The 24,614-nt window shown below is 73.2% G+C and carries 23 protein-coding genes; 11 read left to right on the top strand and 12 right to left on the bottom strand.

The features are described from left to right. Positions 1 to 83 precede the first annotated feature (83 nt). From BJ999_RS19165 to BJ999_RS19150, 4 genes are read right to left on the bottom strand one after another with little or no spacing between them, the layout of a single operon-like run. A complete protein-coding gene (locus BJ999_RS19165; protein ID WP_229810546.1) occupies positions 84 to 1,292 on the bottom strand; it encodes an ABC transporter permease in 1,209 nt (402 codons plus the stop codon). After that, positions 1,289 to 1,975 carry an ABC transporter ATP-binding protein gene (locus tag BJ999_RS19160; protein ID WP_179834557.1) on the bottom strand — a complete coding sequence of 229 codons (687 nt, stop codon included), beginning with the start codon at positions 1,973 to 1,975 and terminating at the stop codon, positions 1,289 to 1,291. The genes BJ999_RS19165 and BJ999_RS19160 overlap by 4 nt, the downstream gene beginning before the upstream one ends. Beyond that, a complete protein-coding gene (locus tag BJ999_RS19155) occupies positions 1,972 to 3,075 on the bottom strand; it encodes an efflux RND transporter periplasmic adaptor subunit (RefSeq protein WP_179834556.1) in 1,104 nt (367 codons plus the stop codon). Before BJ999_RS19155 ends, BJ999_RS19160 begins: the two co-directional genes overlap by 4 nt. Continuing rightward, on the bottom strand, positions 3,015 to 3,554 hold the full coding sequence (locus tag BJ999_RS19150; protein ID WP_179834555.1) for a hypothetical protein: 540 nt from the start codon (positions 3,552 to 3,554) through the stop codon (positions 3,015 to 3,017). Before BJ999_RS19150 ends, BJ999_RS19155 begins: the two co-directional genes overlap by 61 nt. Positions 3,555 to 3,725: 171 nt before the next feature. On the opposite strand from BJ999_RS19150, the gene BJ999_RS19145 reads away from it, so the two are divergent. Further along, the gene (locus tag BJ999_RS19145; protein WP_179834554.1) at positions 3,726 to 4,382 is read left to right on the top strand and encodes a response regulator transcription factor; all 657 of its coding nucleotides are present in this window, start codon (positions 3,726 to 3,728) and stop codon (positions 4,380 to 4,382) included. Beyond that, positions 4,379 to 5,647 (top strand): sensor histidine kinase, encoded by a 1,269-nt coding sequence (locus BJ999_RS19140; RefSeq protein WP_179834553.1) that lies wholly within the window; start codon positions 4,379 to 4,381, stop codon positions 5,645 to 5,647. The genes BJ999_RS19145 and BJ999_RS19140 overlap by 4 nt, the downstream gene beginning before the upstream one ends. Here BJ999_RS19140 and BJ999_RS19135 read toward each other — a convergent pair. Both BJ999_RS19135 and BJ999_RS19130 read right to left on the bottom strand, forming a co-directional pair. Next, entirely contained in the window at positions 5,630 to 6,700 is a 1,071-nt protein-coding gene (locus tag BJ999_RS19135) for an ABC-2 transporter permease (protein WP_179834552.1), read from the bottom strand. The two genes, BJ999_RS19140 and BJ999_RS19135, sit on opposite strands and share 18 nt — an antisense overlap. Before the next feature lie 49 nt (positions 6,701 to 6,749). Continuing rightward, positions 6,750 to 7,607, bottom strand: a complete 858-nt coding sequence (locus BJ999_RS19130) for a sensor histidine kinase (RefSeq protein ID WP_179834551.1) — start codon at positions 7,605 to 7,607, stop codon at positions 6,750 to 6,752. Positions 7,608 to 7,839: 232 nt separating this feature from the next. Here BJ999_RS19130 and BJ999_RS19125 point away from each other — a divergent pair, with 232 nt between their 5' ends. Beyond that, positions 7,840 to 8,346 carry a mycothiol transferase gene (locus tag BJ999_RS19125; RefSeq protein WP_179834550.1) on the top strand — a complete coding sequence of 169 codons (507 nt, stop codon included), beginning with the start codon at positions 7,840 to 7,842 and terminating at the stop codon, positions 8,344 to 8,346. On the opposite strand, the gene BJ999_RS19120 is transcribed toward BJ999_RS19125, so the two are convergent. The 5 genes from BJ999_RS19120 to BJ999_RS19100 form a co-directional block, all read right to left on the bottom strand. Continuing rightward, the gene (locus tag BJ999_RS19120) at positions 8,319 to 9,665 is read right to left on the bottom strand and encodes a glycosyltransferase family 4 protein (protein WP_229810545.1); all 1,347 of its coding nucleotides are present in this window, start codon (positions 9,663 to 9,665) and stop codon (positions 8,319 to 8,321) included. The genes BJ999_RS19125 and BJ999_RS19120 overlap by 28 nt on opposite strands. A gap of 60 nt (positions 9,666 to 9,725) precedes the next feature. Beyond that, entirely contained in the window at positions 9,726 to 10,919 is a 1,194-nt protein-coding gene (locus tag BJ999_RS19115) for a L,D-transpeptidase (RefSeq protein ID WP_179834549.1), read from the bottom strand. Between the two features lie 192 nt (positions 10,920 to 11,111). Beyond that, a complete protein-coding gene (locus BJ999_RS19110; protein ID WP_229810563.1) occupies positions 11,112 to 12,254 on the bottom strand; it encodes a L,D-transpeptidase in 1,143 nt (380 codons plus the stop codon). Between the two features lie 216 nt (positions 12,255 to 12,470). Next, a complete protein-coding gene (locus BJ999_RS19105) occupies positions 12,471 to 13,193 on the bottom strand; it encodes a VC0807 family protein (protein ID WP_229810544.1) in 723 nt (240 codons plus the stop codon). 279 nt (positions 13,194 to 13,472) lie between these two features. Continuing rightward, positions 13,473 to 14,399 carry a LysR family transcriptional regulator gene (locus BJ999_RS19100; protein ID WP_179834547.1) on the bottom strand — a complete coding sequence of 309 codons (927 nt, stop codon included), beginning with the start codon at positions 14,397 to 14,399 and terminating at the stop codon, positions 13,473 to 13,475. Positions 14,400 to 14,544: 145 nt separating this feature from the next. Between BJ999_RS19100 and BJ999_RS19095 the strand changes: the two genes are divergently transcribed. From BJ999_RS19095 to BJ999_RS19060, 8 genes are all read left to right on the top strand, one after another. Then, entirely contained in the window at positions 14,545 to 15,879 is a 1,335-nt protein-coding gene (locus BJ999_RS19095) for a pyridoxal phosphate-dependent aminotransferase (RefSeq protein WP_179834546.1), read from the top strand. Positions 15,880 to 16,162: 283 nt separating this feature from the next. Next, positions 16,163 to 16,735: a hypothetical protein gene (locus BJ999_RS19090; protein WP_179834545.1), complete on the top strand. Its 573-nt coding sequence runs from the start codon at positions 16,163 to 16,165 to the stop codon at positions 16,733 to 16,735. A gap of 329 nt (positions 16,736 to 17,064) precedes the next feature. After that, positions 17,065 to 17,625: a CGNR zinc finger domain-containing protein gene (locus tag BJ999_RS19085; protein ID WP_179834544.1), complete on the top strand. Its 561-nt coding sequence runs from the start codon at positions 17,065 to 17,067 to the stop codon at positions 17,623 to 17,625. Positions 17,626 to 17,990: 365 nt separating this feature from the next. Next, positions 17,991 to 19,025, top strand: a complete 1,035-nt coding sequence (locus BJ999_RS19080) for a GDP-mannose 4,6-dehydratase (protein ID WP_179838654.1) — start codon at positions 17,991 to 17,993, stop codon at positions 19,023 to 19,025. 32 nt (positions 19,026 to 19,057) lie between these two features. Continuing rightward, the gene (locus BJ999_RS19075; protein ID WP_179834543.1) at positions 19,058 to 19,321 is read left to right on the top strand and encodes a ubiquitin carboxyl-terminal hydrolase 14; all 264 of its coding nucleotides are present in this window, start codon (positions 19,058 to 19,060) and stop codon (positions 19,319 to 19,321) included. Then, positions 19,321 to 20,880: an MFS transporter gene (locus BJ999_RS19070; RefSeq protein WP_179834542.1), complete on the top strand. Its 1,560-nt coding sequence runs from the start codon at positions 19,321 to 19,323 to the stop codon at positions 20,878 to 20,880. Before BJ999_RS19075 ends, BJ999_RS19070 begins: the two co-directional genes overlap by 1 nt. A gap of 81 nt (positions 20,881 to 20,961) precedes the next feature. Further along, positions 20,962 to 21,843: a LysR family transcriptional regulator gene (locus BJ999_RS19065; RefSeq protein WP_179834541.1), complete on the top strand. Its 882-nt coding sequence runs from the start codon at positions 20,962 to 20,964 to the stop codon at positions 21,841 to 21,843. 60 nt (positions 21,844 to 21,903) lie between these two features. After that, entirely contained in the window at positions 21,904 to 23,499 is a 1,596-nt protein-coding gene (locus tag BJ999_RS19060) for a Na+/H+ antiporter (RefSeq protein WP_229810543.1), read from the top strand. 51 nt (positions 23,500 to 23,550) lie between these two features. Here the strand turns inward: BJ999_RS19060 and BJ999_RS19055 are convergent, their stop codons facing one another. Continuing rightward, positions 23,551 to 24,465: an Lrp/AsnC family transcriptional regulator gene (locus BJ999_RS19055; RefSeq protein ID WP_179834539.1), complete on the bottom strand. Its 915-nt coding sequence runs from the start codon at positions 24,463 to 24,465 to the stop codon at positions 23,551 to 23,553. Positions 24,466 to 24,614: the final 149 nt, after the last annotated feature.

Raw genomic sequence — 24,614 nt, 5'->3', positions numbered from 1 at the left:
GCGGCGTCCAGGCGCCCAGTGCGCCTTCCAGCCGCCCGACCCGTGCCGTGGCAAGGCTCCCTCGCTACTACTGATCCCTGGGCTTATGGGGTCGCCAGGGCTTCGGTGGGGGCCAGGCGGGCTGCGCGCAGGGCGGGGTACAGGCCGGCGACGCCGCCGATGACGAGGGTGGCGAGGATGCCGCCGGCCATCGCCCACACCGGGACGACGGTCGGCCAGCCCTGGGTCATGGCGAAGACGGCGGTGACCACGATGCCCGCGGCCACGCCGCCGACGCCGCCCAGCACGGCCAGCAGTTGCGACTCGGCGAGGAACTGGAGCCGGATCTGGCCCCGGGTCGCGCCGAGGCTGCGGCGCAGGCCGATCTCGGCGCGGCGCTCCAGGACGGAGATCACCATCGTGTTGGCGACGCCGACGCCGCCGACCAGCAGCGCGACACCGCCGAGGCCGAGGAGCAGGCCGGTGAACGCCCTGTCGCCGGCCTGCTGCGCGGCCAGCGCGTCCGAGGGCCTGCTGACCTCGACCTCGTTCGGCGACTGCGGGTTCGCGGTCGCGGCGAGCAGGTCCCGCACCTTCGCCACGGCGTCCTTGCGGGCCCGGGTGTAGACGGTGGTCGGGTGGCCGTCGAAGCCGAGGCGGGACGCTGCGGCGTCCCAGCCGACGAGCGCGGCCGAGTCCAGCTCCGGCGCCAGCTGGTTCGGTTCCAGGACGCCGACGACGGTGAACCACTGGGAGCCGAGCCACACCTGCACGTTCGGCGTCGAGACGCCGAGCCGGTCGGCGGCCGCCGACCCGAGAACGACGGCCGGATACTTCGCCGTGCCCGCGTTGAGCCAGGTGCCGGCGGCCATGGTGAGGCCGACGGTCCGCGGCAGGTCGAGGCGGGCCGCCAGGACGCTGATGCCGCCGCTCTCCCCCTCCGGGATGTGGTCGTTGCGGTAGACGGCGGTGTCCTCCAGCTTCGCCGTCGCCGACGCCGACCGCACGTCCGGCATCCGCGCCACCATGCCGACGGACTCCTCCGGCAGCTTGGCGTCCCCGCCGAACAGGTCCCGGCCGGGGCCGACCGTGAGCAGGTTGGTGCCGAGCCGGTCGAGGGTGGCCTGCAGCTGCGCGCGGCTGGACGTCGAGATGCCGACCACGCCGATCATCGCGGCGATGCCGATCGCGATTCCGAGGGCCGACAGGAACACCCGCATCGGCCGGGACCGCAGGCCGGCGGCGCCGACGCGCAGCACGTCGCCGGGGCCGAGCCTCGCCGGGGCGTCCCCGGGAGCGGTTCTGTCGATCACGGCGCCCCCACCCGTGCGTCGTCGTGCACGATCCGGCCGTCGCGCATCCGCACCTGCCGGGGCAGCAGCGCGGCGATGTCCCGGTCGTGCGTGATCAGGACGACGGTGGTGCCGCCGCCGGACAGCTCGCGGAGCAGGTCCAGGACGCCCGCGCCCGACGCCGAGTCCAGCGCGCCGGTCGGTTCGTCCGCCAGCAGCAGCGCGGGCTCCCCCACGACCGCGCGGGCGATCGCGACCCGCTGCCTCTCGCCGCCCGACAGCTGGTGCGGCCGGTGGCCGAGACGGTGCCCGAGCCCGACGCGCTCCAGCGCGCGGCGGGCCCGGCGGCGCCGCTGCGGCAGCGGCACGCCCCCGTACAGGAGCCCGTCGGCGACGTTGTCGAGCGCGCTCACGCCCGCGGCGAGGTGGAACTGCTGGAAGACGAAGCCGATCCGCCGGGCGCGCAGCGCGGACAGGCGCCGGTCCGGGAGCCGCGACACGTCCCCGCCCTCGACGAGGACGGTGCCGGCGCTCGGCCGGTCGAGCGTGCCGAGCAGGTGCAGCATCGTCGACTTCCCCGATCCGGACGGCCCGACGATCGCGAGGAGCTCGCGCTCCTCGACGGTCAGCGACACCGTGTCCAGCGCGGTGACCCCGCCCGGGTAGGTCTTGGTGACCTCCCTGAGCTCCACGACCGGGCTCATGACGGCACCCCGACCTTCATGCCCTCGGCGAGGCCAGCTCCGGAGATCTCGACCCGGCCTTCGGTGAACACGCCGGTCTCCACCGGCACCGTGCGGACCCGCCCGTTCTGGACAACCTGGACGGCGTAGCCGCCGTCGCCCCGGGCGATCAGCGCGCCGATCGGCACGGCGAAGACGTCGGGATGCCGGTTCGCGGTGAGGTGTACCTCGACGGGCGCCTTGTCGTAGGAGCCGAGCTTCGCGCGGCCGGCGACGGCGATCTCGACCTCCACGGTGGTCGGCCGGTCTTCCGCGCCCTCCTTGGCGACCTTCCCGACCGAGGAGATCCGCCCGGTGACGGTGTCGCCGGACGGCAGCTCGATCTCCACTTCCGCGCCCTTCCTCGCGAGCCGCTGGTACTCGACGTCCAGGTCGACGGACACGACCCGGGTCGTGCCGGTGTAGGTGAGGACGGGCCCGCCGACGCGGTCGCCGACGTTCGCCTTGCGCTCGGCGACCCGGATCCGGCCGGGCGCGACCACGGCCGCGCCGGGGGCGACCCGGCCGGTCTCGTCGACGCCGAGGGCGTCCTGCCAGCGTCGCACGGCCGCGGCGGTGGCGGCGTCGTAGGTTTTGTCGACGGTGAACCCGGTGTAGCCGAGGGCCCGCAGGTTCCGCTCGAACTGCAGGACGTCGGAGCCCTTCGTCCCCTCGGCGAGCGTCCTGTACAGCGGCAGCCCGCCGTACAGCAGCGGCACCGGCCGGTCGTCGACCCGGTACACCGCCCTGCCCCTGGAGACGACCGATCCGGGCCCGGCGAGCCACGTGAGGGTGCCCTGCCCGGCGCCGGCGACGGTGCGGGCACCGCCGTAGCCGAGCGTGCCGTCCACGTCCTGGGTCTCGACGAGCGTGGTGCGCTCGATCGCCGCCGTCGCGGGCGGCAGGGCGCTGCGGGCGGCGGCGGGGTCGCCGCCGCCGCCGAGACCGACCGTCGCCAGCCCCGCGCCGCCGGCCACGACCACCCCGGCCGCGCCGAGGACGACGATGCGCGTCCGCGCCACTAGTCGCCGCCCCGGCTCGTCGCGGGGCCCCTGCCGCCGCCGGGTGAGAACTTGGCGCATGCCTTCTGCGCGCTCTCGAACTTCGGGCTCTCCGGGTTCAGCCCGGTGCCCTTCCCAGCCTTGATCTTGATGCCGCCGTCCGGCTCGGGGTCGGGGAACGCGCTGATGCCGTTGTCGCGCATGCACTTGGAGAACGCGCGCATCTTCGCGAGGTCCTCGGGCTTGGGCTTGGGCGGCTTCCCGCCGTTCGGCATCAGGTGCGCGCACTTCTTCTGCGCCGCCTGGAGGCCGCGGTCGGTCTCCGGCCCGCCCTTGGCGGGGCTGCCCGGCCTGGCGGACGCCCTGATCTCCACCCGGCCGTCCTTCGGGTCGGGCATGTCCACCCCGTTGGCGCGCATGCACCGGGCGAACTCGCGCATCTTCTGGTCGTCGCTTGCGGCCTTGGCCTTGCCGCCCCCGCCGCCTTCGCCCCCGCAGCCCTGCAGGCCGAGGGCCAGGGCGGGGACGAGCGCCAGCGCGGCGAGCGTACGTCGTCGCATCGGTCGGTCTCCCGTCGTCTCCGCCGGACCGAGTGCCGGCGGCGACCGCAAGTCCAGCCCGCGACCGGTAACCCCCGCGTAACCGGATCGCGTTATGCCCGCGTTACGCCCCCTCCCCGAAGCTGGGGCGGCGAGACACGCCGGGGGCGGGTCCGAGGAGGGGTGGCGGACGTGCGAGTACTGATCGCCGAGGACGAGCGGATGCTCGCCGACTCGATCGCCGAGGGACTGCGGGCGGAGGCCCTCGCCGTGGACGTGGTCTACGACGGGGACGCCGCGCTGGAGCGGCTCGGCGTGCACGACTACGACGTGCTCGTCCTGGACCGGGACCTGCCCGTCGTGCACGGCGACGACGTGTGCCGCGCGGTGGTGGAGTCCGGCGCGCTCGTGCGGGTGCTGATGCTCACCGCCGCCGTCACCGTCCCGGCCCGGGTCGACGGGCTGCGCATCGGCGCCGACGACTACCTCACCAAGCCGTTCGCGTTCGAGGAGCTGGTGGCGCGGATCCTCGCGCTCGGCCGGCGGGCCCGCCCGGCGGCGCCGCCGGCGCTGGAGCGCGCCGGGATCCGGGTCGACCCGTCCCGCCAGGAGGTGTACCGCGACGGCCGGTACGTGCACCTGGCGCGCAAGGAGTTCGGGCTGCTGGCCGAGCTGCTGCGCGCGGACGGGACGATCGTGTCCGCCGAGCGGCTGCTGGAGAAGGTGTGGGACGAGCACACCGACCCGTTCACCAACACCGTCCGGGTGACGCTGATGAAGCTGCGCCGCAAGCTCGGCGATCCCCCGGTCATCGAGACCGTCCCGGGAGTGGGGTACCGAATTCCATGAGCGCTGCGAGGACCGCGAGGTTCACCGACCGGCTGCGGCCGACGATCCGGCTGCGGCTGACGATCCTCTACACGAGCCTGTTCCTCGGCGCGGGCATCGTCCTGCTCGGCCTGACCTACCTTCTCGTGCAGAACAACCTGCAGAGGCAGGAAAGGCCCCCGGAGGACCGCGCCTTCACGGCCGCTGCGGGACCCGCGATGAAGAGCGCGGCGCCGATGCCCGGCGAGGCGTCGCAGCTCACCGTGCAGCGGGTGCAGGGCGTGCTGATCAAGGGGCGTGAGGACTACCAGCGGGAGACCCTCAACGCACTGCTCACGCAGGGCGGGATCGCGCTCGGGCTGGTGGGCGCGGCCGGGCTCGGCTTCGGCTGGCTGCTCGCCGACCGTGCGCTGCGCCCCGTGCACGCGATCACCGAGACCGCGCGGCGCGTCGCGCGCAGCCACGACCTCACCGAGCGGATCGCCTACGAGGGCCCGCGCGACGACGTCAAGGAGCTGGCCGACACCTTCGACACCATGCTCGGCCGGCTGGCGCGGGCGTTCGACGGGCAGCGCCGGTTCGTCGCGAACGCCTCGCATGAGCTGCGCACCCCCCTCGCCATCAACCGGACGCTGGTCGACGTGGCGGTGCGGCGCCCGGACGCCACCGACGACGTCAAGCGGCTCGGCGAGTCGCTGCTGGTCGTCAACGGCAGGCACGAGCGGCTCATCGACGGGCTGCTCACCCTCGCCGGGACCGAGAACGTCGTGGTCGACGCCGGGCCGCTGGACCTGGCGGACGTCGCCGGGCACGTCCTGCGGCAGGCGGCCCCCGAGGCGCGGGCCCGCGGCGTGACCGCGGACCGCCTGTTCGGCCCGGCTCCCACCTCCGGCGACCCGGTGCTGGTGGAGCGGCTCGTGCAGAACCTGGTGGAGAACGCGATCCGGCACAACCGCGACGGCGGCGAGGTGCACGTCGCCACCCGGGGCCGGGACGGCTGGGCCGAGCTCACCGTCGCCAACACCGGCCCGGTGGTCCCCGCCTACGAGGTCGAGACGATCTTCGAGCCGTTCCGGCGGCTCGGCAACGACCGGGTGCGCTCCGACCGCGGCTCGGGCCTCGGGCTGTCGATCGTCCGCGCGACGGCCACGGCCCACGGCGGCACGGTGACCGCGGCGCCGCGCCCGGAAGGCGGCCTCGTCGTGACCGTCCGCCTGCCCGGCAGGGCCGACGCCCCGCTGCGCGCCGCCCCCGCCGGAAGATCCGCGTCAACCTCCGCGGGCTGAGGCGATCCCCTCGGCGGGGGCGGGCGCCCGCGGGCGCAGCGCGGACACGGCCAGGGCGACGACCGCCCCGGCGAGGGCCCACCCGGCGAGCACCCACAGCGCGTGCGCCGTGGCGTTGCCGGAGAAGTAGACGGTGTTGCGGACGGCCGTCGTCGCCGCGCCCGTCGGCAGCCAGCCGCCGATCGCGCGCCAGAACGGCGGCAGCAGCGCGACCGGGTAGGCGCCGCCGGCACTGGGGTTGCCGAGCACGACGAACAGCAGGATCGCCAGGCCGATCCCGACGAGTCCGAACAGCGTCTGGAGCGCGGCGGTGGCGGCCGCCGCCGCGAAGACCACGAGCGCCCCGATGCCCCACACCGGGAAGAAGTGGCCCGGCAGCGCGCCGAGGAGGGGGCCGGCGATGAGTGCGCCGCCGAGCCCCGACACGACCGAGTAGAGGGCGAGCGCCCCCAGCCGGATGACCGTGTGGCGCGCGTTCCCCGGGCGGGCGCCGCCCGCGACCGCGAGGATCGCGGCCGCCAGGTAGCCGCCCACGACCCAGCCGATGACGAGGTAGAAGGAGGACAGGCCCCGGCCGTCCTTGGGGCCGGGCGGCCGGATGTCGACGACCGTCACCTGCCGCCCCCGGGCGGTCTCCAGCCGGTGCGCGACGTCGGTGGCGGTGCCGGCGAGCGCCGGTCCGGCGGCGGAGGCGACCAGGAGCGTGTCGGTGCCGCCGCGCGGGTCCACGATGATCGCCGCGTCGACGTCCCGGTGCAGGATGTCCCGGCGGGCCTGCTGCGCGCCGGGGGCCGTGCGGGCCTTCAGCGGCCTGCCCGTCAGCGCGTTCACCTGCGCGACGGCCTGTCCCGCCACCGCGGGCGGCGCGACCACCGCGACGGGGATGCGGTGCGGGGTCGGTGAATGGAACGCGCCGATGTAGGACAGGATGAACCCGAATTGCAGCAGCAGGACCCCGGAGACCAGGGCGAACGAGCGCAGCGTCACCGCGTCGCGGAGTTCGGCCGCGAACCCGCGGTCGGGCGGCCGCCGGTCGGGCGCGCGAGTGCTCATGCCGGTCGCCTACCCATTCGGCGGCCCGCTAGCTGCGCGAACGCCCGGTTCAGGCACCGGCACCGCCTTCGGTGTCGCGCAGGGTGGGGGTGTGCAGCCGGATCGTGGTGCCGCCCGGGCCGGACCGCACGTCGAGGTGGTCGCAGATCTGCCGGGCGAGCCAGACGCCGTCGCCCGGCCGCGGGTCGAGCGTCGGCGGATGCAGGCCGATGAAGGGGTCCAGGGACGCGGTGGCGGGCAGGTCGACGTCGCAGACGACCTCCCCGGGCCGGCCCCACAGCGCGACGCTCGGGCGGCGCCCCCCGGCGCCGGACACGCCGATGAGCAGTTCGCCGACCGCCGCCGCGAAGATCATCAAGCGCTCGCCGGCCAGCCCGAGCAACGCGGTCTCCAGCACGACGGTGTGCCGCATCCGGGCGGGGTCGCCGGTGCACGGAACGGTGACGGCGTCGTCCGGGCGGGCGGCCAGCGGCGCCGCCCGGCCGCGCACGAACGCGACCGGCTCGGTGTATCCGGAGCTCGCGGCCACGTCGGTGCCGGCCAGCACCGCGTTGAGGGCGGAGTCCATGCACTCCCACGCCTCGACCTGCCGGGCCGACCGGCCCGCCCAGACGGGCTCGGCGAGGATGCGGACGCGCTCGGCGCCGGGATGCCGGTGCCGGTAGCCGGTGAACGCGGCGACGCGCTGCGGCGGGCGGCGGCCGAAGAACGCGGACTCGGCGTAGTCGACGTTGCGGGCGTGCCGCCCGAGGGCGGTCTGCACCAGGCCGAGGTTGACGGGCGTGGTGGTCACCAGCACCGGTTCCTCCCGCCGGAGCCCCTCGTCGATGAACGGGACCGCCATCCGTAAGAAGTCGTCGTCGCTGGAGTAGACGCAGCCTTGGTGCACGAACGTGGAGCCGTTCACCTCCGGTCCCCCTGTTCCAACGGCACCGGTGCGTGCCGTTACGCCGTGGCCCGCGGGCGCGCCCCGGCAGGCGGGGGCGTCGCCGCGGCAGATGACCCCCCGATCGACTACAGCAAGGATCGTATCGATCACAAGGAGTATCAAGCGGAACCCCGAAACACCCCTGCGTCCCGTCCGGATGCCGGAGGCCCCGGGCCTGAAACCCGGGCCGGATCAAGGTAGCGTCGGACCAATGACCAGTGCTGAACTGCTCACCGACGCGTTCGACCGGATCCAGGAGGTCGTCCACGGGGCGGTCGGGGGCCTCTCGGGGCGGCAGCTCGCCCGCCGGCCCGCCGAGGACGCCAACTCGATCGCGTGGCTCGTCTGGCACCTCACCCGCATCCAGGACGACCACGTCGCCGGGGTCGCCGGCACCGACCAGGTCTGGACGCGGGACGGCTGGGCCGACCGTTTCGCCCTTCCTTTCGACGCGTCCGACACCGGATACGGCCACACCCCGGACGACGTCGCCGCCGTCCGGGTGGACTCGGCGGACCTGCTCACCGGCTATCACGACGCCGTGCACGACAGGACCGTCCAGTACGTGTCCACGCTGACCGACGCCGACCTGCCCCAGGTCGTCGACCGGGCATGGGACCCGCCGGTCACGCTGGCGGTCCGGCTGATCAGCGTGATCTCCGACGACCTCCAGCACGCGGGCCAGGCCGCCTACGTGCGCGGCCTGCTCACGGACTGACCTGCGGCCCGCCCGGCCCCTCCGGCCTGCTCCGGGGACGGTACGGCGGGGGCGAGATCGCGAATCAGGCGGGACCACCGGGGGCCGATGCGGTCCAGGTGATGGGCCCGCGCGGAGCGCAGGGCCGCCTCGCCCAGCCGGTCCCGCAGGCCGGGGTCCGCTATCACCGCGCGGAGCGCCTCGGTCAGGGCGTCCACCTCCTCGGCGGGGGCGAGCAGCCCGTCACGGCCATGGGCGATCATCTCGGCCGGCCCGGTGGGGCAGTCGAACGCCACCACGGCCAGCCCCATGCCCATGGCCTCGATGACGACCATGGGCATGCCCTCGCGGCGCGACGACAGCGCGTAGACCGACGCCCGCTCCATCTCCGCGTGCAGGTCGCGGGTGCGAGGGCGCAGCTCGGCCCGCCCGCCGAGGCCGAGGTCGTCGATCAGCGCGCGGAGCCGGTCGCGCCGGGGCCCGCCTCCGAAGACGCGCAGGGTCCAGTCGGGATGCTCGGCGGCGATCGGCGCGAACGCGCGCAGAAGCAGGTCGAAGCCCTTGGCGTGGACGAGCCGCCCGGCGGCCACGACGACCTTGTGCTCGCGCCGGGACGGCCGCTCCGGTAGCGCGGGCGCGGCGTTCGGGATGCGGACGACGCGCACCGCGGACCCCGCGAGCGCGGCCTGGTACTCGGCGCGGTCCGCCTCGGTGAGCGTGGTGACGACAGTGAGCCGGCGGTAGGCGCGGACGATCTGCCGCCGGAGGGCGGGCCGGTAGGCCCCGAGGTGCATGTGGTCCTGGCCGATCGTCGCGACCCCGGCCGGCGCCAGTTCGGCCGCCAGCAGGTTGAGGGACGGCCTGGTGCCGATGAGCACGTCGGGCGGCGCCGCCCGCCAGATCGCGCGGCGCAGCAGGCACACGTCCGTCCAGAGGCTCATGTGGCGGAACGACGCCTCGTCCGCCGGCGTCAGAAGGCTCGGCAGCCTGGCCAGGACGCGGGCCGCGCGCCCCTGGGGAGCCAGGCCGTCGTCGGCGTAGGTGACCGTGACCTCGGCGGGGAGGGCGAAGAACGGCCTCCTGCTGCGCTTCAGCACGCTGACGATCTCGACGTCGTGGTCGCGGGCCAGATGGCCGCACAGGTTCAGGACCGTGCGGATCGTCCCGCCCGTCCCGTGCGCGTTCTGCAGCAGGACGCGGACGCGGAGCCGGTCACCGGGGGGCGGGGCGCCCCGGCGCCGCAGCGGGCGCAGCGCCGAGAGCGCCGCGCGGCGCAGGACGCGGTGCGCCCTGCGCCGTACGCGGCGCCGCAGTCGCAGCGGGCGCGCTGGCTCGTTCACCGGGTCCCCGATCGCCGACGGCCGTGTCCGGGCCGTTCCCCGGGCGGGGCCCGGTCATCGTCACCCGGTGGTCACGGTTCGGTTGAGGGCGCTGCCCTTCACCCACCGGTCCCATGACATCTGGTAGTAGCTCCAGCCGTTCATCGGGTCCAGCTTGCGCTTGCTGCCGGTGATGATCACCGGGTCGCCGCGGTAGGACCACTGGTAGTACCAGCGGGCGGCGGCGGGCGGGGAGTTGAGGCAGCCGTGGCTGACGTTCTGGCGGCCCTGCGCCCAGGTGGTCGCGGCCATCGAGTGGATGTACTCGCCGCTGTTGGAGATCCGCACCGCGTGCGGGATGACCTCCTTGTAGCCGCCGTTCTTCTTGTCGTCCGGCTTGACGCCCATCCACTCCGACGTCATGATCGCCGGATTCTCCTTGCCCATGGTCAGGTGGACGCCGCTGGTGGTGAGGTAGGTGTCGACGCCGTTGACGACGCGGCCGCCGCGGCCGGCGCTGATCCCCCAGCTGCGGACCTTCTTGCCGTTCTTGGTGGCGACGAGCTTGTGCGTCTTGGTGCTGACCTTGACCATGTGCGCGTCCCCGATGCGGAACCCGCGGGCGACGTCCGACACGCCGTAGGTCTTCTTGCCCGACCTCACCCCGGCCAACTTGGCCGTGAACGTCACCTGCTGGTTGGGCGCCCACCAGGTCCCGTTCTTCGTGCGGAAGATCACCGTGGTGTCGTTCGTCCAGTACCAGGCGCCGGTGGCGGGCGTGGCCGACTTGACCTCGAGCGCGCTCTCGACGGCCTTCTTGTCGGCCACCGGGCGGTTGAAGGTCACCTGGATCGGCATGCCGACGCCGACCTTCTCGTTCTTGCTCGGGGTGATGTCGACGATGCTCAGCTCGTTCGCGGCCTTGAGCGTGGCGAACGCGGCGTTGACGGTGGCCGTCTTGCCCTTGGGGCTCTTGGCGACCGCGGTGACCTGGTACTTGGCGCCGGGGCGCAGCGTGCGCGACTTCCAGCTGGTCTTGTCGGCGGCCATCGCGCCGTCCACGGGCTTGCCCCTGAGCGTGACCGCGACCTGTTCGAGCGTCCCGCCCGCGGCGGTGACGACGACGCCGTCCTCGGGCTTGGCCTTGGTGTTGCCGTTGCCCGGGTTGATCGTCACCTGCGGGACGCTCGCGTCGCCCTTGTCTCCGACGGTGACGCCGGAGTCCTTCTCTCCCCCGCTGCAGGCCGTCGTGAAGAGGAGGACGACCCCCGCCATTCCCGCGCCAGCCCGAACCCCTGCGGAACGCCTCCGCTGCACCCTTGACCTCCAGAACCCGCCGTCTACCAGAGCGACATTAGCGACAAAAGTCGTCGATCATGCCATGTCCCAGGGTTTTTGCAGGCGCCTGAGATCAAAGCGTTGCACGACGGCGGTTTCGTCGGCCTCTCCCGGCCCCTGGCGACCGTCTCAGCGGAGCGCACTGCCCTGCCGCCACTTGTCGAAGGAGAGCTGCCAGACGCTCCAGCCGTTGTCCCACTCGACCTCGCGGTCGGTCCCGGACAGGTCGATCACGTCACCGCGCTGCATGACGTCGTAGAACCACTTGGCGTTGGCCGGGCTGACGTTCAGGCAGCCGTGGCTGACGTTCGCCGAGCCCTGCGAGCCGACCGACCAGGGCGCCGAGTGCACGTACTCACCGCTGTTGGAGAAGCGGACGGCGTAGTTCACGACGGTCTTGTAGTAGCCCGCGTCCCCCTCCTTGCGTCCGGGGGACGTCATCGTGACCGGGTTGCCCTTCTCCATCAGGAGGTGGACGCCGCTGGTGGTGGTGAACTCCCGCGTCTGGCCGTTGCCGGCGCTGAACGGGACGGTGCGCAGCTTCTTGCCGTCCCGCGTCACCGTCATGTGGTGGTCGCCGATGTCACCGGTGGTGATCTGCGAGGCGCCGATGCTGATGGTCGCCTGCGCGTCCTTGGCCCCGTACACGCCGCCGCCCGCGTTCACTCCGGCGAGGTTCGCCTGGAAGCGGACCGTCTGGTGCGGCTGCCAGTACGTCTTCGTCCGGTAGATGACCTGATCGGAGCCGACCCAGCGCCACGCGCCCTCGACCGGCTTCTCCGGGCTGACGCGCAGCGTCCGCTCCACGGCGGCCTTGTCGGCGACCGGCCGGTTGAACCGGACGAAGATCGGCATGCCGACGCCGACCTTCTCTCCGGTCAGGTTCGGCGTGATGTCCGCGATCGACAGCGTCTCGGCGGGCTTCAGCGTCGTGAACGAACTGGTGGCCGTGCGGGTCTTCCCGCCGTCGCCGGCCTGGGCCGTGACCGTGTAGGACGTCCCGGGGGTCAGGGTGCGGGTGGACCGCCACGTCTTGCGGCCGTCCCCGTAGCTCCCGGAGATCGCGGCGCCCCCGCCCTGGACGGTGACGTTCCGCAGCTTCGCTCCGGAGGCCTTGACCTCGATCGTGCCGTCCGGCTTGACCTGGGCGGTCCCGTTCGCCGGCGTGATCGTCACGGCCGTGTCCGACCCGCCCGAGGCGAGCTTGCCCTCGCCCCCGATCGAGCAGCCGGTCACGAGCAGCGCCAGCGCTCCCGTCCCGCCGGCCACCACAGGTCCCAACCGACCCTTTGTCACCACTGACTCCCCCAACCCCAAACATTCACCCCGTGTAGGTGAAATCTATCTAAGGATGGAGACGCCCTGAATCACGCCCAGGTTCGGACATGAGCGAAGATTCGCTGCTCAGAGATGGTCAGAGACGGCCAGAGGGGCGCAGAGAGGCCACAGAGGGGGCGAAGAGGGGGCGAAGGGGGACGAAGCCGACGGTCAGGCGCCGGCCGCGGGGACGGCCGCCGTCGCGGGCTCGCGGTTGACGCGATGCACCAGGCGCTTGAAGCCCCAGACCGAGACCGCGATGCCGATCGCGCCCAGCCCCGCGACGATCCCGGTGCGGATCCACAGGTACATGCTGATCGACTCGTTGAAGAGCATCCAGAGGCTGACGCCCACGTTCGTGAGCAGCACCGCCGACCACAGCAGCGAGATGCGCAGGAAGAACTGGTGGACCCGGGCGTTCTTGTAGAACGCGTCGGGAATCGGCGCCATGTCCTTGGCGAGCTTCATCGCGAGCGGGCGACGGAGCGGCACCGAGGCGAGGAAGGCGATGCTGACGGCGAGCGTGCCGAGGGTCGGCTGGAGGAAGTAGACGACGGCACTGTGCGTCGCGGCGGCGAGGGCCGCGCGCACGGTCACCCCGACCGCGGCGAGCATGAGCATCCCCGACACCGGGTGGCCGCGCACGTACCGGTACACGATCCCGCCGTACACCCAGGCGACGGCGGCGATGAGCGCGCCGTTCAGGCCGAGGACCATGAGGGCGGCGTAGAACACCGCGACGGGGGCGATGACCCCCTCGATGAAGCGCGGGAGCGCGTGCATCAGCAGCGCGGTCACCCGCGGCAGTTCGAAGATGTGGTGGCCGCCCGCGTGCCCCTGGCCGTCCTGCGGCTTCGGAGCGCGCACCAGGCCGGGCGGTTCTTCCGCGGTCATGGTCGCCGGTCGTTCCATAGAGCGCTGCGCTCCCCGATCGGTGTGCATGGTCTCGGATGTGCTCACGATTCGCCCCACCGTACGTGATGATCCGCTCGCGTCCGTCCGGTTTGGACGGATCCGTCCCTGTGCGGCCGTTCTCCTGTTAGTTCGGCTCCGACACCCCTGTGGTGCGAATCAAGGCCGGATGCGGCCAGGTTCGAACACCGTCTCCCTGGCTTATTTCCGAGTTTCGGCAGAGGTCACGGCGGACTGCTTCCGGGTATCCCCAAAGCCTTCTCAGGACTCGGGCGCGGTGGGCTGGACCTCCTTCGCCGCTGCGTAGATCGCGCGTAGCGTGACCGCCACGGACGGCCTGCGCACGCTGGCGGTGCGCGTCACGGCGTAGACCTCTCGGGCCAGCGTGCATTCGGGGATGCGCCGGACCGCCACGCCCTGGTCGCCGGCGGCGAGCGCCAGCGCCGGCACCGCGGTGATGCCGATGCCGCGGGCCACGAGGCTCAGGATCGTGTGGAGGCCCTCGAACTCCCAGGGCACGGGACGGGCGCCGCCGACCGTGTCCAGGAGCCGCTCGACGGCCTGCCGGGACGGTTCCCCGGCCGGCGCCGCCAACCACGGCTCCTCCCGCAGCTGCTGCAGGTCGACCGGACGGTCCGGCTGGGACATGGGGTGGGTGTCCGGTACGACCAGCACGAGGGGGTCGCGGCGCAGGTGGAAGAACTCCAGAGCGGCGGGCGCCTGGTCGGGGACCTTGCCCGTCCAGTCGTCGATCAGCGCGATGTCGACCTCGCCGTTCTGCACCCGGCGGATGCCGGCGCCGGGCGCGGTCTGCCGCAGCACGAACGTGAGCCCGGGGTGGTCGCCGAGGCTCTGCGCCAGCGCGGGGGCGAACGCGACGGCCGCGGTCGGGAACGCGGTGACCACGACCCGGCCCATGGGCGCGTCGGCCTGCGCGGACAGCTCCGCCTCGGCCGTCTCCACGAGGCCGAGGATCTCCTCGGCGCGCTCGGCGAGGCGGCGCCCGGCGTCGGTCAGCTCCGCGCTCCGCGCCGTCCGGTCCAGCAGGGGGACGCGGGCCTCCCGTTCGAGGGCGGCCAGTTGCTGGGAGACCGCCGAGGGCGTGTAGCCGAGGGCCGCGGCGGTGGCCGCGATGCTGCCGCGGCGGGCGAACTCGGCGAGCAGCCGCAAGCGGCGCAGCTCTAGCATCAGCCCAGCTTACGGTCAGCATCGATGAGACTCGCTTGTAATGATGCTCAGCGCGGGCAAGAGTTAGGCGAACCCGGCCGGGTCGCAACACACGGGGATTCCACGATTACCCACCGTGAATCAGTCATGCCCTTTTGGAGTGCTCATGCCCCAGAACCAGCCCTCAGCCGTCCGGCCGGTGTCGTTCGAGCCGCGTCCGGTCCCCCTGTCCGCCACGCTCGCGGTCAACGAGGCCATAGCCCGCAAACGCAGGCGGGGGGAGCGTGTGCTTCCCCTCGGCTTCGGGGAGGCCGGGATACCGATACATCCCGCCCTGACCCGCGAGCTCGGCGCGGCGGCGGGCCGGGGCGGCTACGGGCCGGTCGCCGGGAGCGCCGCGCTGCGCGCCGCCGCGGCCGGGTACTGGGGCCGACGCGGGCTGCCCACCGACCCGGGCACGGTCGTCGCGGGCCCCGGCAGCAAGCCGCTGCTGTTCGCCCTGCTGACCGCGCTGGGCGGCGACGTCGTCGTGGCCGCCCCGAGCTGGGTGAGCTACGCGGCGCAGGCGTCGCTGGCCGGGCTGGACCCGATCCGGGTGGCGACGCCTCCGGGCGAGGGCGGGGTCCCGAGCCCGGCGCTGCTGGCCGACGCGGTGGTGCGGGCCCGCGCCCGGGGCCGCGACGTGCGGGCCGTCGTGGTGACGCTGCCGGACAACCCGACCGGGACCATCGCCTCCGAGGCCACCGTCCGGCGACTGTGCGCGGTCGCGCGCGAACAGGACCTGGTCGTCATCTCCGACGAGATCTACCGCGACCTGGTGCACGCGCCGGGCGGGACGGTGCCGAGCCCGGCGCAGTACGCGCCCGAGCGGACCGTCGTGACGACCTCGCTGAGCAAGAGCCTGGCGGCCGGCGGCTGGCGGATCGGGGTGGCACGCCTACCGGAGGGGCCGTTCGGCCGGGCGCTGCGCGACAGCCTGATGGGGGTGGCCAGTGAGATCTGGTCGAGCGCGCCCGCCCCGATGCAGCACGCCGCCGCGTTCGCGTTCGCCGAGCCCCCCGAACTGGTCGAGCACGTCGACCGCAGCAGGCGCCTGCACGCCGCCGTCGTGGGCGCGGTCGCCGACCGTTTCACCGCGGCCGGCGCGCGTGTCGTGCGTCCGGAAGCGGCCTTTTACCTCTACCCCGACTTCGGCCCTATGCGGGACGAACTGGAGGCGGCCCACGGCATCCGCACGGCGGCCGACCTCACGCACCTCCTCCTGGAGCGTTACGGAGTGGGCGTCCTGCCCGGAAGCTCGTTCGGGGACGCCCCGGCGGCGCTGCGCATGCGGGTGGCGCCCAGCCTGCTCTACGGAGAGGACGACGAGCAGCGCCTCGCGGCGCTGGCCTCCCCCGCCCCGGCCTCCCTGCCATGGATCGCGGGGGCCCTGGACCGGCTGAGCGAGGTGCTCAGCGACCTGTCGGCGAGCGTCACGGCCGGTGAGCCGGCGCTCGCCTGAGGGGGGAGAACGGTCCGCGGGCCGCCCGGTCGCCGGGCGGCCCGCGGACCGCTGCGTGAGGCGCCGGGCGCGCACCGTCACGGCGCCGCGACCTGCCGGGAAAAGGATCTGCGCCCGGCCCCGACCGGCCCGTATAAGCGTGGTGTAAGGTCCAACGACGCACGGGGCGAACGTCGCGAATCGACCACGGGCAGGCCGTCGGGGGTCCTGTCCGTCTCGCCCGTGGTAAACCCAGGACGAGCGCGAAGTCACGCGGTGATGGAAGAAGGCGAGGGGGCCCGCCATGAGGCATGCACGGGACGGGGCTGCCGCGGCGATGAGCGCCGCTTCCAGGATTCTGGTGGCGCGGGGCAAGAACGAGCCTCAGGAGATGGAGAACCCCGACGTCGCCTGGGGACAGCGTGCCCGTGACGGAGTGTGGGTGCCGACCAGGGACGGGCAGCGGATCCATTTCGGCATCGACGTCGCGGCGGCCGACACCGTCGCCCAGGTGCTGCGCCCGAGCCTGCGGGTGTTCGTCGGCGTGGACGTCGACACCGACATCGTCGCGCAGACGACGGCCGGCGGGGTGCGCCTGCTCACGGTGATCCACGGCCCTGACGCGCCGACCGAGTTCAGGTTCGCGGTCTCCCTGGCCGACGGGCTCGCGCTGGAGTCGATGCCGTCCGGCGGCTACGACGTCGTGCACCTGCGGTACGGCGCCACGGTGGGGCGGCTCTACAACCCGTGGGCGAGCGACTCGATGTTCCGCCAGGTGAAGGCGGACTACGCGCTGGACGGCTCGGCGGTCACGATGCGCATCCAGCACACCGACGCCTACTACCCGGTCGTCGCCGACCCCCATTACGAGCGCTGACGTCCCGCCGGAGCGGCGGGACCGGGTTCAGGGGGGCGGCCTCCTCACCGCCACGGGGTCCTCGAAGTCCAGTTCCCGCCCGACCTCGCGGAGCGTCTCGGTGCCGATCCTGCCCTTGCGGTAGAGCATCTCAAGGTCAGTCGCGGACGCGGGCCACGGAATGGAACGTTCCCGCCCGGATGCCGGCGCCGTGGGCGCCAGCGTGTCCTGGCGGGGTGGGCGCCGACGTGCGCCGTCCCCGTCATATGGTGGGGTCCACGGGCCGCGTTCCGGCCCCGGCGACGCCGCCGGGCACCCGACCGCCCGGGTCCCCCGAGACTGGAGTCATCGTGATCTTCACTCATGACACCGAGCACGCGCTCGCCGTCGTCGTCGACCTGATCAACACGAGCGCCGCGGCGTCCGGCGCGGAGGAGCTCGGCGGGCTGCCCGGCCTGCGGGAGTTCGTGGACCGCAACGCGTTCAGCGACGTGGGCGAGCTCACCCCGGCCGACCTGGACCGCGTACTGCAACTGCGCGGCCGCTTCCACGCGGTGTTCCGCTCTGGGGACGTCCCCTCCGCCGTGCGGCGGATCAACGAGATCGTCGGCGAGGTCCGCACCACGCCGCACCTGACCGACCACGACGGCTACCACTGGCACGTGCACTTCTTCGCGCCGGGCGCGCCTCTCGGCGAGCACCTGGCCGCCGACTGCGGCATGGCGCTGGCCTACGTGGTCGCGGCAGGCGAGCTGGACCGGCTGCGCACCTGCGAGGCGCCGGACTGCTCACGCGTGCTGGTGGACCTGTCCCGCAACCGCTGCCGCCGCTACTGCGACAGCCGCACCTGCGGCAACCGCATGCACGTCGCCGCCTACCGCGCCCGCCAGCGCGAGTCAGCACCGAGTTGAGGCAGTGCTCTGGGAGGCAGGCGCCTTGGGAGCACCTGACCCCAGAGCACCGCGGGCGATCGCTGCATCGCTCCGGCTCGTCCTGCGGGCTCGCTGCGCGATCACTTTTCCGCAGGCTCGAAAACGCCTTCGGACGCGATCTCGATGCTCCGGTGGTCGCGGGGCCTCGGGCGAGATCGGGTGGGAACGGATCTCACCGTGGTACACCGGGTGGCCCGGCGGGCGGACCAGAAGGGAATTCGGTTCAAACGGTGCCCTCCCTCGTCATGGACGTGGCCTGGTCGGTAACCTCATAAATCACGCTCGTTGCGGGTTTGGGCCCGTGGTGAGCCCGCGTCGGACCTATTTCAGCCATGGAGGATCCGCTGTCCAGGCGAGCACTCATCACCGGCATCACCGGACAGGACGGCTCGTACCTGGCCGAGCATCTGCTTGAGCTGGGATACGAGGTCTGGGGCCTGGTGCGGGGGCAGGCCAACCCCCATGTGTCGCGGCTGCGCAAGCACATCGGCGACGTGCAGATCACCACCGGGGACCTGCTCGATCAGGGCAGCCTGATCTCGGCGGTGGAGCGGGTGCGGCCCGACGAGGTCTACAACCTGGGCGCGATCTCCTACGTGCCGATGTCGTGGCAGCAGGCCGAGCTGACCGCCGAGGTCACCGGGATGGGCGTGCTGCGCATGCTGGAGGCGATCCGGGTGGTGTCGGGGATCAGCCCGTCCCGCACGCCGGGCGACGGGCAGATCCGCTTCTACCAGGCGTCGTCCTCGGAGATGTTCGGGATGGTGCGCGAGACGCCGCAGAACGAGAAGACCCCGTTCCACCCGCGCAGCCCCTACGGGGTGGCGAAGAGCTACGGGCACTACATCACGCAGAACTACCGCGAGTCCTACGGGATGTTCGCGGTGAGCGGGATCCTGTTCAACCACGAGTCGCCGCGCCGGGGCGCCGAGTTCGTGACGCGGAAGGTGTCGCTGGGAGCCGCCCGCATCAAGCTGGGCCTGGCCACCGAGTTGCGGCTCGGCAACCTGGACGCCCGCCGCGACTGGGGCTACGCGGGCGACTACGCCCGCGCGATGCGCATGATGCTGGCGCAGGACTCCCCGGAGGACTACGTCATCGGAACGGGCCAGACCCAGTCGGTGCGGGAGCTGGTGGAGTTCGCGTTCCGCACCGCGGGCCTGGACTGGCAGGACCACGTCGTCCTGGACGCCAAGTACACGCGCCCGGCCGAGGTCGATCTGCTGTGCGCCGACCCGAAGAAGGCCCGCGAGCAGCTCGGCTGGGAGCCCGAGGTGACCTTCGAGAGGCTGGTGACCATGATGGTCGAGTCGGACCTGCGTCTGCTGTCGCGGTCTGCGCGTCCCGAGGACGAACCGTTCAGCCCCGATCATTGGTAATCCGGTTACCACGGCCGTGGCACGATTTACGTATGGCCATTTGTGAGCACGTGCTGTCCCTCCCGGTGGAGGATCCGTCCCCGAACACCCCGCAGGGGTGCGAGGACTGTCTTCGCGAGGGCACACGCTGGGTACACCTGCGGCTCTGCCTGAGCTGCGGGCATGTCGGGTGCTGCGACTCCTCGCCCAGGCGCCACGCCACCGCGCACTTCGCGAAGGAGGGGCACCCGGTCGTCCGGTCGTTCGAGCCGGGCGAGGACTGGCGCTGGTGCTTCGCCGACCAGCTGATCGTCTGATGCCGGACGTCCGTCTGGGCACCGGGCCCGGACGCTGGATCCTGCTGGCGACGGTGCTCGGGTCGAGCGTGGCGTTCCTCGACTCCACCGTCGTGAACGTGGCGTTGCCCAGGCTGGCCCGCGACCTGGACGCCGACATAGCCGGGCTGCAGTGGACGGTGAACGCCTACACGCTCACGCTCGCGGGGTTCATCCTGCTGGGCGGCTCCCTCGGGGACCGGTTCGGGCGCCGCCGGATCTTCCTCGTCGGCGTGGTGTGGTTCGCGGTGGCCTCGGTGCTGTGCGGCGCGGCGCCGAACGTCGGGACGCTGGTCGTGGCGCGGGCGCTGCAGGGCGTGGGCGGGGCACTGCTCGCCCCGGGCTCGCTGGCGATCATCCAGGCGTCGTTCGCCGCCGACGACCGCCCCCGCGCGGTCGGCGCCTGGTCCGGCCTCGGCGGCGTCGCCGGCGCGATCGGCCCGTTCGTGGGCGGCTGGCTGGTGGAGGCCGCCGGATGGCGGTGGGTGTTCCTGCTGAACGTGCCGCTCTCCGCCGTCGTGGTGCTGGTCGCGGTCCGGCACGTCCCGGAGAGCGTCGACCCGCAGGCCCATGGGCGCTTCGACGTGCTCGGCGCGGCCCTGGCGGCACTGGCCCTGGCGGGGACGACGTACGCGCTGACCGAGGCGCCGGGCGGCGGCGCCGCCCCGCCGGTCATCGCCACCGCCGCGATCGCGGGCCTGGCGGCGGCCGTCGCTTTCGTGCTGGTCGAACGGCTGCGCCAGCGGCGGGCGCACGGACGAGCGGGCCGGGAGGCGCCACAGCCGATGCTGCCGCTGGACGTGTTCTCCTCGCGGCAGTTCTCGGCCGTCAACGTGGTCACGTTCATCATGTACGGCGGGATGGGCGTGATGTTCTTCCTGTTCGTCCTGAACCTCCAGGTCGTCACCGGGTTCTCGCCCATCGCGGCCGGGACGGCGCTGCTGCCGGTCACCGTGCTGATGCTGCTGCTGTCGGCGCGGGCGGGCGCGCTCGCGCAGAAGATCGGCCCGCGACTGCCGATGACTGTGGGGCTGGTGGTGGCGGCCCTCGGAATGCTCCTGGTGGGCCGGATCGGCGAGGACGCCTCCTACGTCCGGGACGTCCTGCCGGCCGTGACGGTGTTCGGGCTGGGGCTGGCGGCGGTGGTCGCGCCGCTGACCGCCACGGTCCTCGCCACCGCCGACGTCCGCCACGCGGGAGTGGCCAGCGGCGTCAACAACGCGGTGGCGCGGGCCGGCGGGCTGCTGGCGGTTGCGGCGATCCCGCCGCTGGCGGGACTGACGGGCGACGCCTTCAACAACCCCGTCGTCTTCTCGCACGGGTTCAAGCTGGCGATGATCACGTGCGCCGCGCTCCTGGCGGCGGGGGCCGTGCTGTCCTTCCTCACCGTCGGCGACGACGCACTGCGGACGCCGTCCGGGGAATCGGTCGAGCCGGAATGCCGGCGCCAGTGCGGGGTCGGCGCGCCGCAGTTGCAGCCCGAGGCGGAGACCGTCCCGGCCGAGCGCGCCGGCCGGGCCTCGCCCGAGCCCGGGACCTGACCACCGGGCCGGTCCGCTGATTCCCGGTCCGAATCCGGCTATGTCCAGGACCGGAGCGGTTCGTTGGCATACGGTCAGTGCATGAATCTGCGGCAGCTGCGCTATGTCGTGGCGACCGCCGACCATGGCACGATGACGTCGGCGGCCCAAGCCCTCTACGTGGCCCAGCCCGCGCTGTCGCGGGCCGTCCGCGAGCTGGAGCGCGAGCTCGGCCTGGAGCTGTTCGCGCGGTCCGGGCGCGGCGTCGTCCTCACGCCCGTCGGGGAGCAGGTCGTCCGGCAGGCCCGGGCCGCCCTGGACGCCGTCGACGCGATCGAGGGGCTGGCGGTCACGCGCGCCGACGGGCGCGGCGCGGAGCTGCGCATCGCGGTCACCGCGTCGCTGGAGCCGGAGCTGACCGGCGGGCTCATCCCCCGCTTCGCGCGCAACCAGCCGGCCGTGCGGGTCCGGGTGGTGCGCTGCGCGGACCGCGACCAGATCGCGGCGGTGCTGCGCGGGGGCCGCGCCGATCTGGCGCTGACCGACCTGCCCGTCCCCGGCGACATGACCGCGCACCCGTTCGAGCAGCGCGAGGTGGTGCTGATCTCCCCGCCCGCGCTGAAGGTCCGCGAGCCGGTGCCGCCGGCCGCGCTGGACGGGATGCGGCTCGTCCTGCCCGCCCGTGGCAGCGCCCGCCGCGCGGAGATCGACACGATGCTGCGGCGGATCGGCGCGCGGCCGGTCGCCGCGGTGGAGTCGGACGAGCGCGGTGCCTGGCTCGGCTGGGTCCGCGCCGGGCGGGGCTCCTTACTCTGGTACCGCAACCAGATCGACGACACCGAAGGGGTGACGGTCCGCTCGTTCATGCCGCCGCTCACCCGCATGATCGGCCTGGTGCACGCGCACCGCCGGCTCCCGCCCGCCGCCCGCGACTTCCTCACCTTCGCCAAGCAGGCGCCCTCCCGCGACGACCACGCCCGCTGACCGCGCTCCCGGCCCGCCCGCGCGACGCCGTTCCCGCCCGGTCATGCCATGATTCGGCGGGTGGGAACGACGCACGCACTCTGGCTGCTGGCCGTACCGGTCGGCGCCCTGATGGTGGCCGCGGCGGCGCGGCGCATCGGCCTGTCGGCACCGCTGGCCCTGGTGATCGCGGGGCTCGCCTTCTCCTTCGTCCCGGGCGTACCGGAGTTCGAACTCGAACCCGAGTTCGTGCTGTTCGTGTTCCTGCCGCCGCTGCTGTTCTCCGCGGCGTGGAACAGCTCGTTCACGAACCTGCGCCAGAACGTCTGGTCCATCGGCCTGCTGTCGGTGGGCCTGGTGCTGTTCACGACGTTCGCCGTGGGGTACGTGGCGCACCTGATCGTTCCCGACCTGCCGCTGGCGGCGGCGTTCGTGCTCGGCGCGATCGTGGCCCCGCCGGACGCGGTCGCGGCGGTGAGCATCGCGCAGCGCCTCGGCCTGCCGCGCCGGACGGTGACGGTCCTGGTCGGGGAGAGCCTGTTCAACGACGCGACCGCGCTGACCGCGTTCCGGGTGGCGCTGATCGCGGCGACGGGCGCGGGGTTCACCCTCCTGGACGGCGTCGGGCGCTTCCTGTTCGCCGCCGTCGTGGGCGCGGCGGTCGGACTGCTGCTCGGGCCGCCGCTGCACTGGCTGCGGACCCGGCTGGACGACCCGCTGGTGGAGAACGGCGTCGCGCTGGTGGCCCCGTTCGCCGCCTACCTCATCGCCGAGAGCGTGCACGCCTCCGGGGTGATCGCCGTGGTGGTCAGCGGGCTGTACCTGGGCAACCGGGAGACCCAGTCCGCGGCGGTGACCCGGTTGATCGGGCACTCCTTCTGGAAGGTCATGGTCTTCCTCCTGGAGTCGGTGGTCTTCCTGCTGATCGGCCTGCAGCTGCCCCCGGTCGTCCACGAGATGTCGGGGCGGAGCTGGCAGGAGCTGGCCTGGTGGGCGACCGCGGTGTTCGCCGTCACGATCGCGGCCCGGTTCGTGTGGGTGTTCCCCGCCTCGCAGATCCCGCGGCTGCTGTCGCGGCGGGAGCGGGCGGTGCCGAGCGTGGGCTGGCGCGGCCTGGTGGTGGTGTCGTGGGCGGGGATGCGCGGGGTGGTCTCGCTCGCCGCCGCGTTCGCGGTCCCGTTCGTCGCCTCAGGCGACCGGCCGTTCCCGGGACGCGACCTGATCCTGTTCCTGACGTTCACCACCGTCCTCGGGACGCTGCTGGTGCAGGGGCTGACGTTCCCCGCGCTGATCCGCGTGCTCGGCATCGGCGGGGAACGGGAGCGCTACGCCGACACCGTGGCGCTCGCGGGCGCGCAGCACGCCGCCGCGCAGGCATCGCTGGAGCGGCTGGAGGAGCTGAACGCCGAGGAGCGGCTCGACGCGTCGGTGGTGGACCGGCTCCGGGAGCTCGCCGAGCACCGGCAGCTGCGCGCCTGGGAGCGGCTCGGGGGCGGGACCGGCCCGGAGGGCGAAGAGGTGCCGACGGCGACGTACCGGCGCCTACGGCGGGAGATGCTGATGGCCGAGCGCCGGGTCTTCGTGCGGATGCGGGACGAGCGCCGCATCGACGACGAGGTCCTCACCCGTGTCATGCACGAGCTGGACCTGGAGGAGGTCGCCCTCAGCCGCGACTAGCGCGGCCGCGCCCCGGCCACGGTCACCGCCGTGGCCGGGGCGCGGCCGCGTTCAGACCGCCCCGTTGAGGGGCTGCTCGGGCAGCTGGACGGCGTAGGACTCCTTCACCACGTCGAGGTGGTGCCAGGACTCCCGTACCGTCACCCCGGACACCGACCGGATGGCGTCGAACACGGCCACCATCTCGGCGCGGGAGGCCGCCTCGACCTGCCCGACGATGTCGTACCGGCCGAAGCCGGTCGCCAGGTAGCGGACGCCGTCCTGGGCGGCGACCGCGTCGGCGACCTTGCGCAGCCCGCCCGTCACCACCAGCCCGAACCCGCCGAGCTCCGCGGCGCCGAGCGCCAGGGGATCGGCGAGGCCGGTGACCTGGATGACGCCCGTGCGCATGAGCCTGACCACCCGGGCCCGGGTGGCGGCCTGCGAGAGGCCGATGACGTGCGCGAGCCGGGTGTAGGGGGCGCGGCCGTCGCGCTGCAGCTCGTGCAGCAGCCGCCAGTCGATGTCGTCGAGGGTGACCTCGCCGAGCTCGCGCACCACCGCGTGCGTGTCGCGCACGGTGGCCACCGACCGGAACACCTCGGCCGCGCGGACGCCGGTGACGGACCTGATGTGGTCCACCTCGGCCGCGAGCGCGGCGTCGTCGCGGGTGCGCACCTGGGCGACCAGGTCGTACGGGCCCGCGGTCAGCGCGGTGAAGCTGACGGCGGCGCGCTCGGCGACGCTCTCGGCCACCTCCCTCGCCGAGCCGGCCACCGTGACCGACACGTGCCCGATCGCCTCCGCGCCGACGACGGCGGCGTGCACGATGCCGACGACGCGGACGACCTGGGTTTCGAGAAGGTGCTGCACCCGTGCCCGCACCGCCGTGCGGGAAAGCCCGACGCGATCGGCCAGCGCCTGGAACGTCGCCCTGCCATCCCGCTGGAGCTCGCGGACGAGCACGGCGTCGACCGCATCCAGCACGGCTCTCCTCCTCGACATGTGATGAATCGTTTTGCCAGCAACTGCAAGATCATTCCATTTCAGGACGGTATGACGTCAAATATTGATCTTGCTCGTGTTCGCCCTGCCCGGCCGCCGTCGAAGCGTCGGTGACCGGTTCCGGGCGGCGA

Source organism: Actinomadura citrea, from assembly GCF_013409045.1.
Lineage (GTDB): Bacteria > Actinomycetota > Actinomycetes > Streptosporangiales > Streptosporangiaceae > Spirillospora > Spirillospora citrea.
This window is presented reverse-complemented; position numbering and strand designations above follow the sequence as displayed.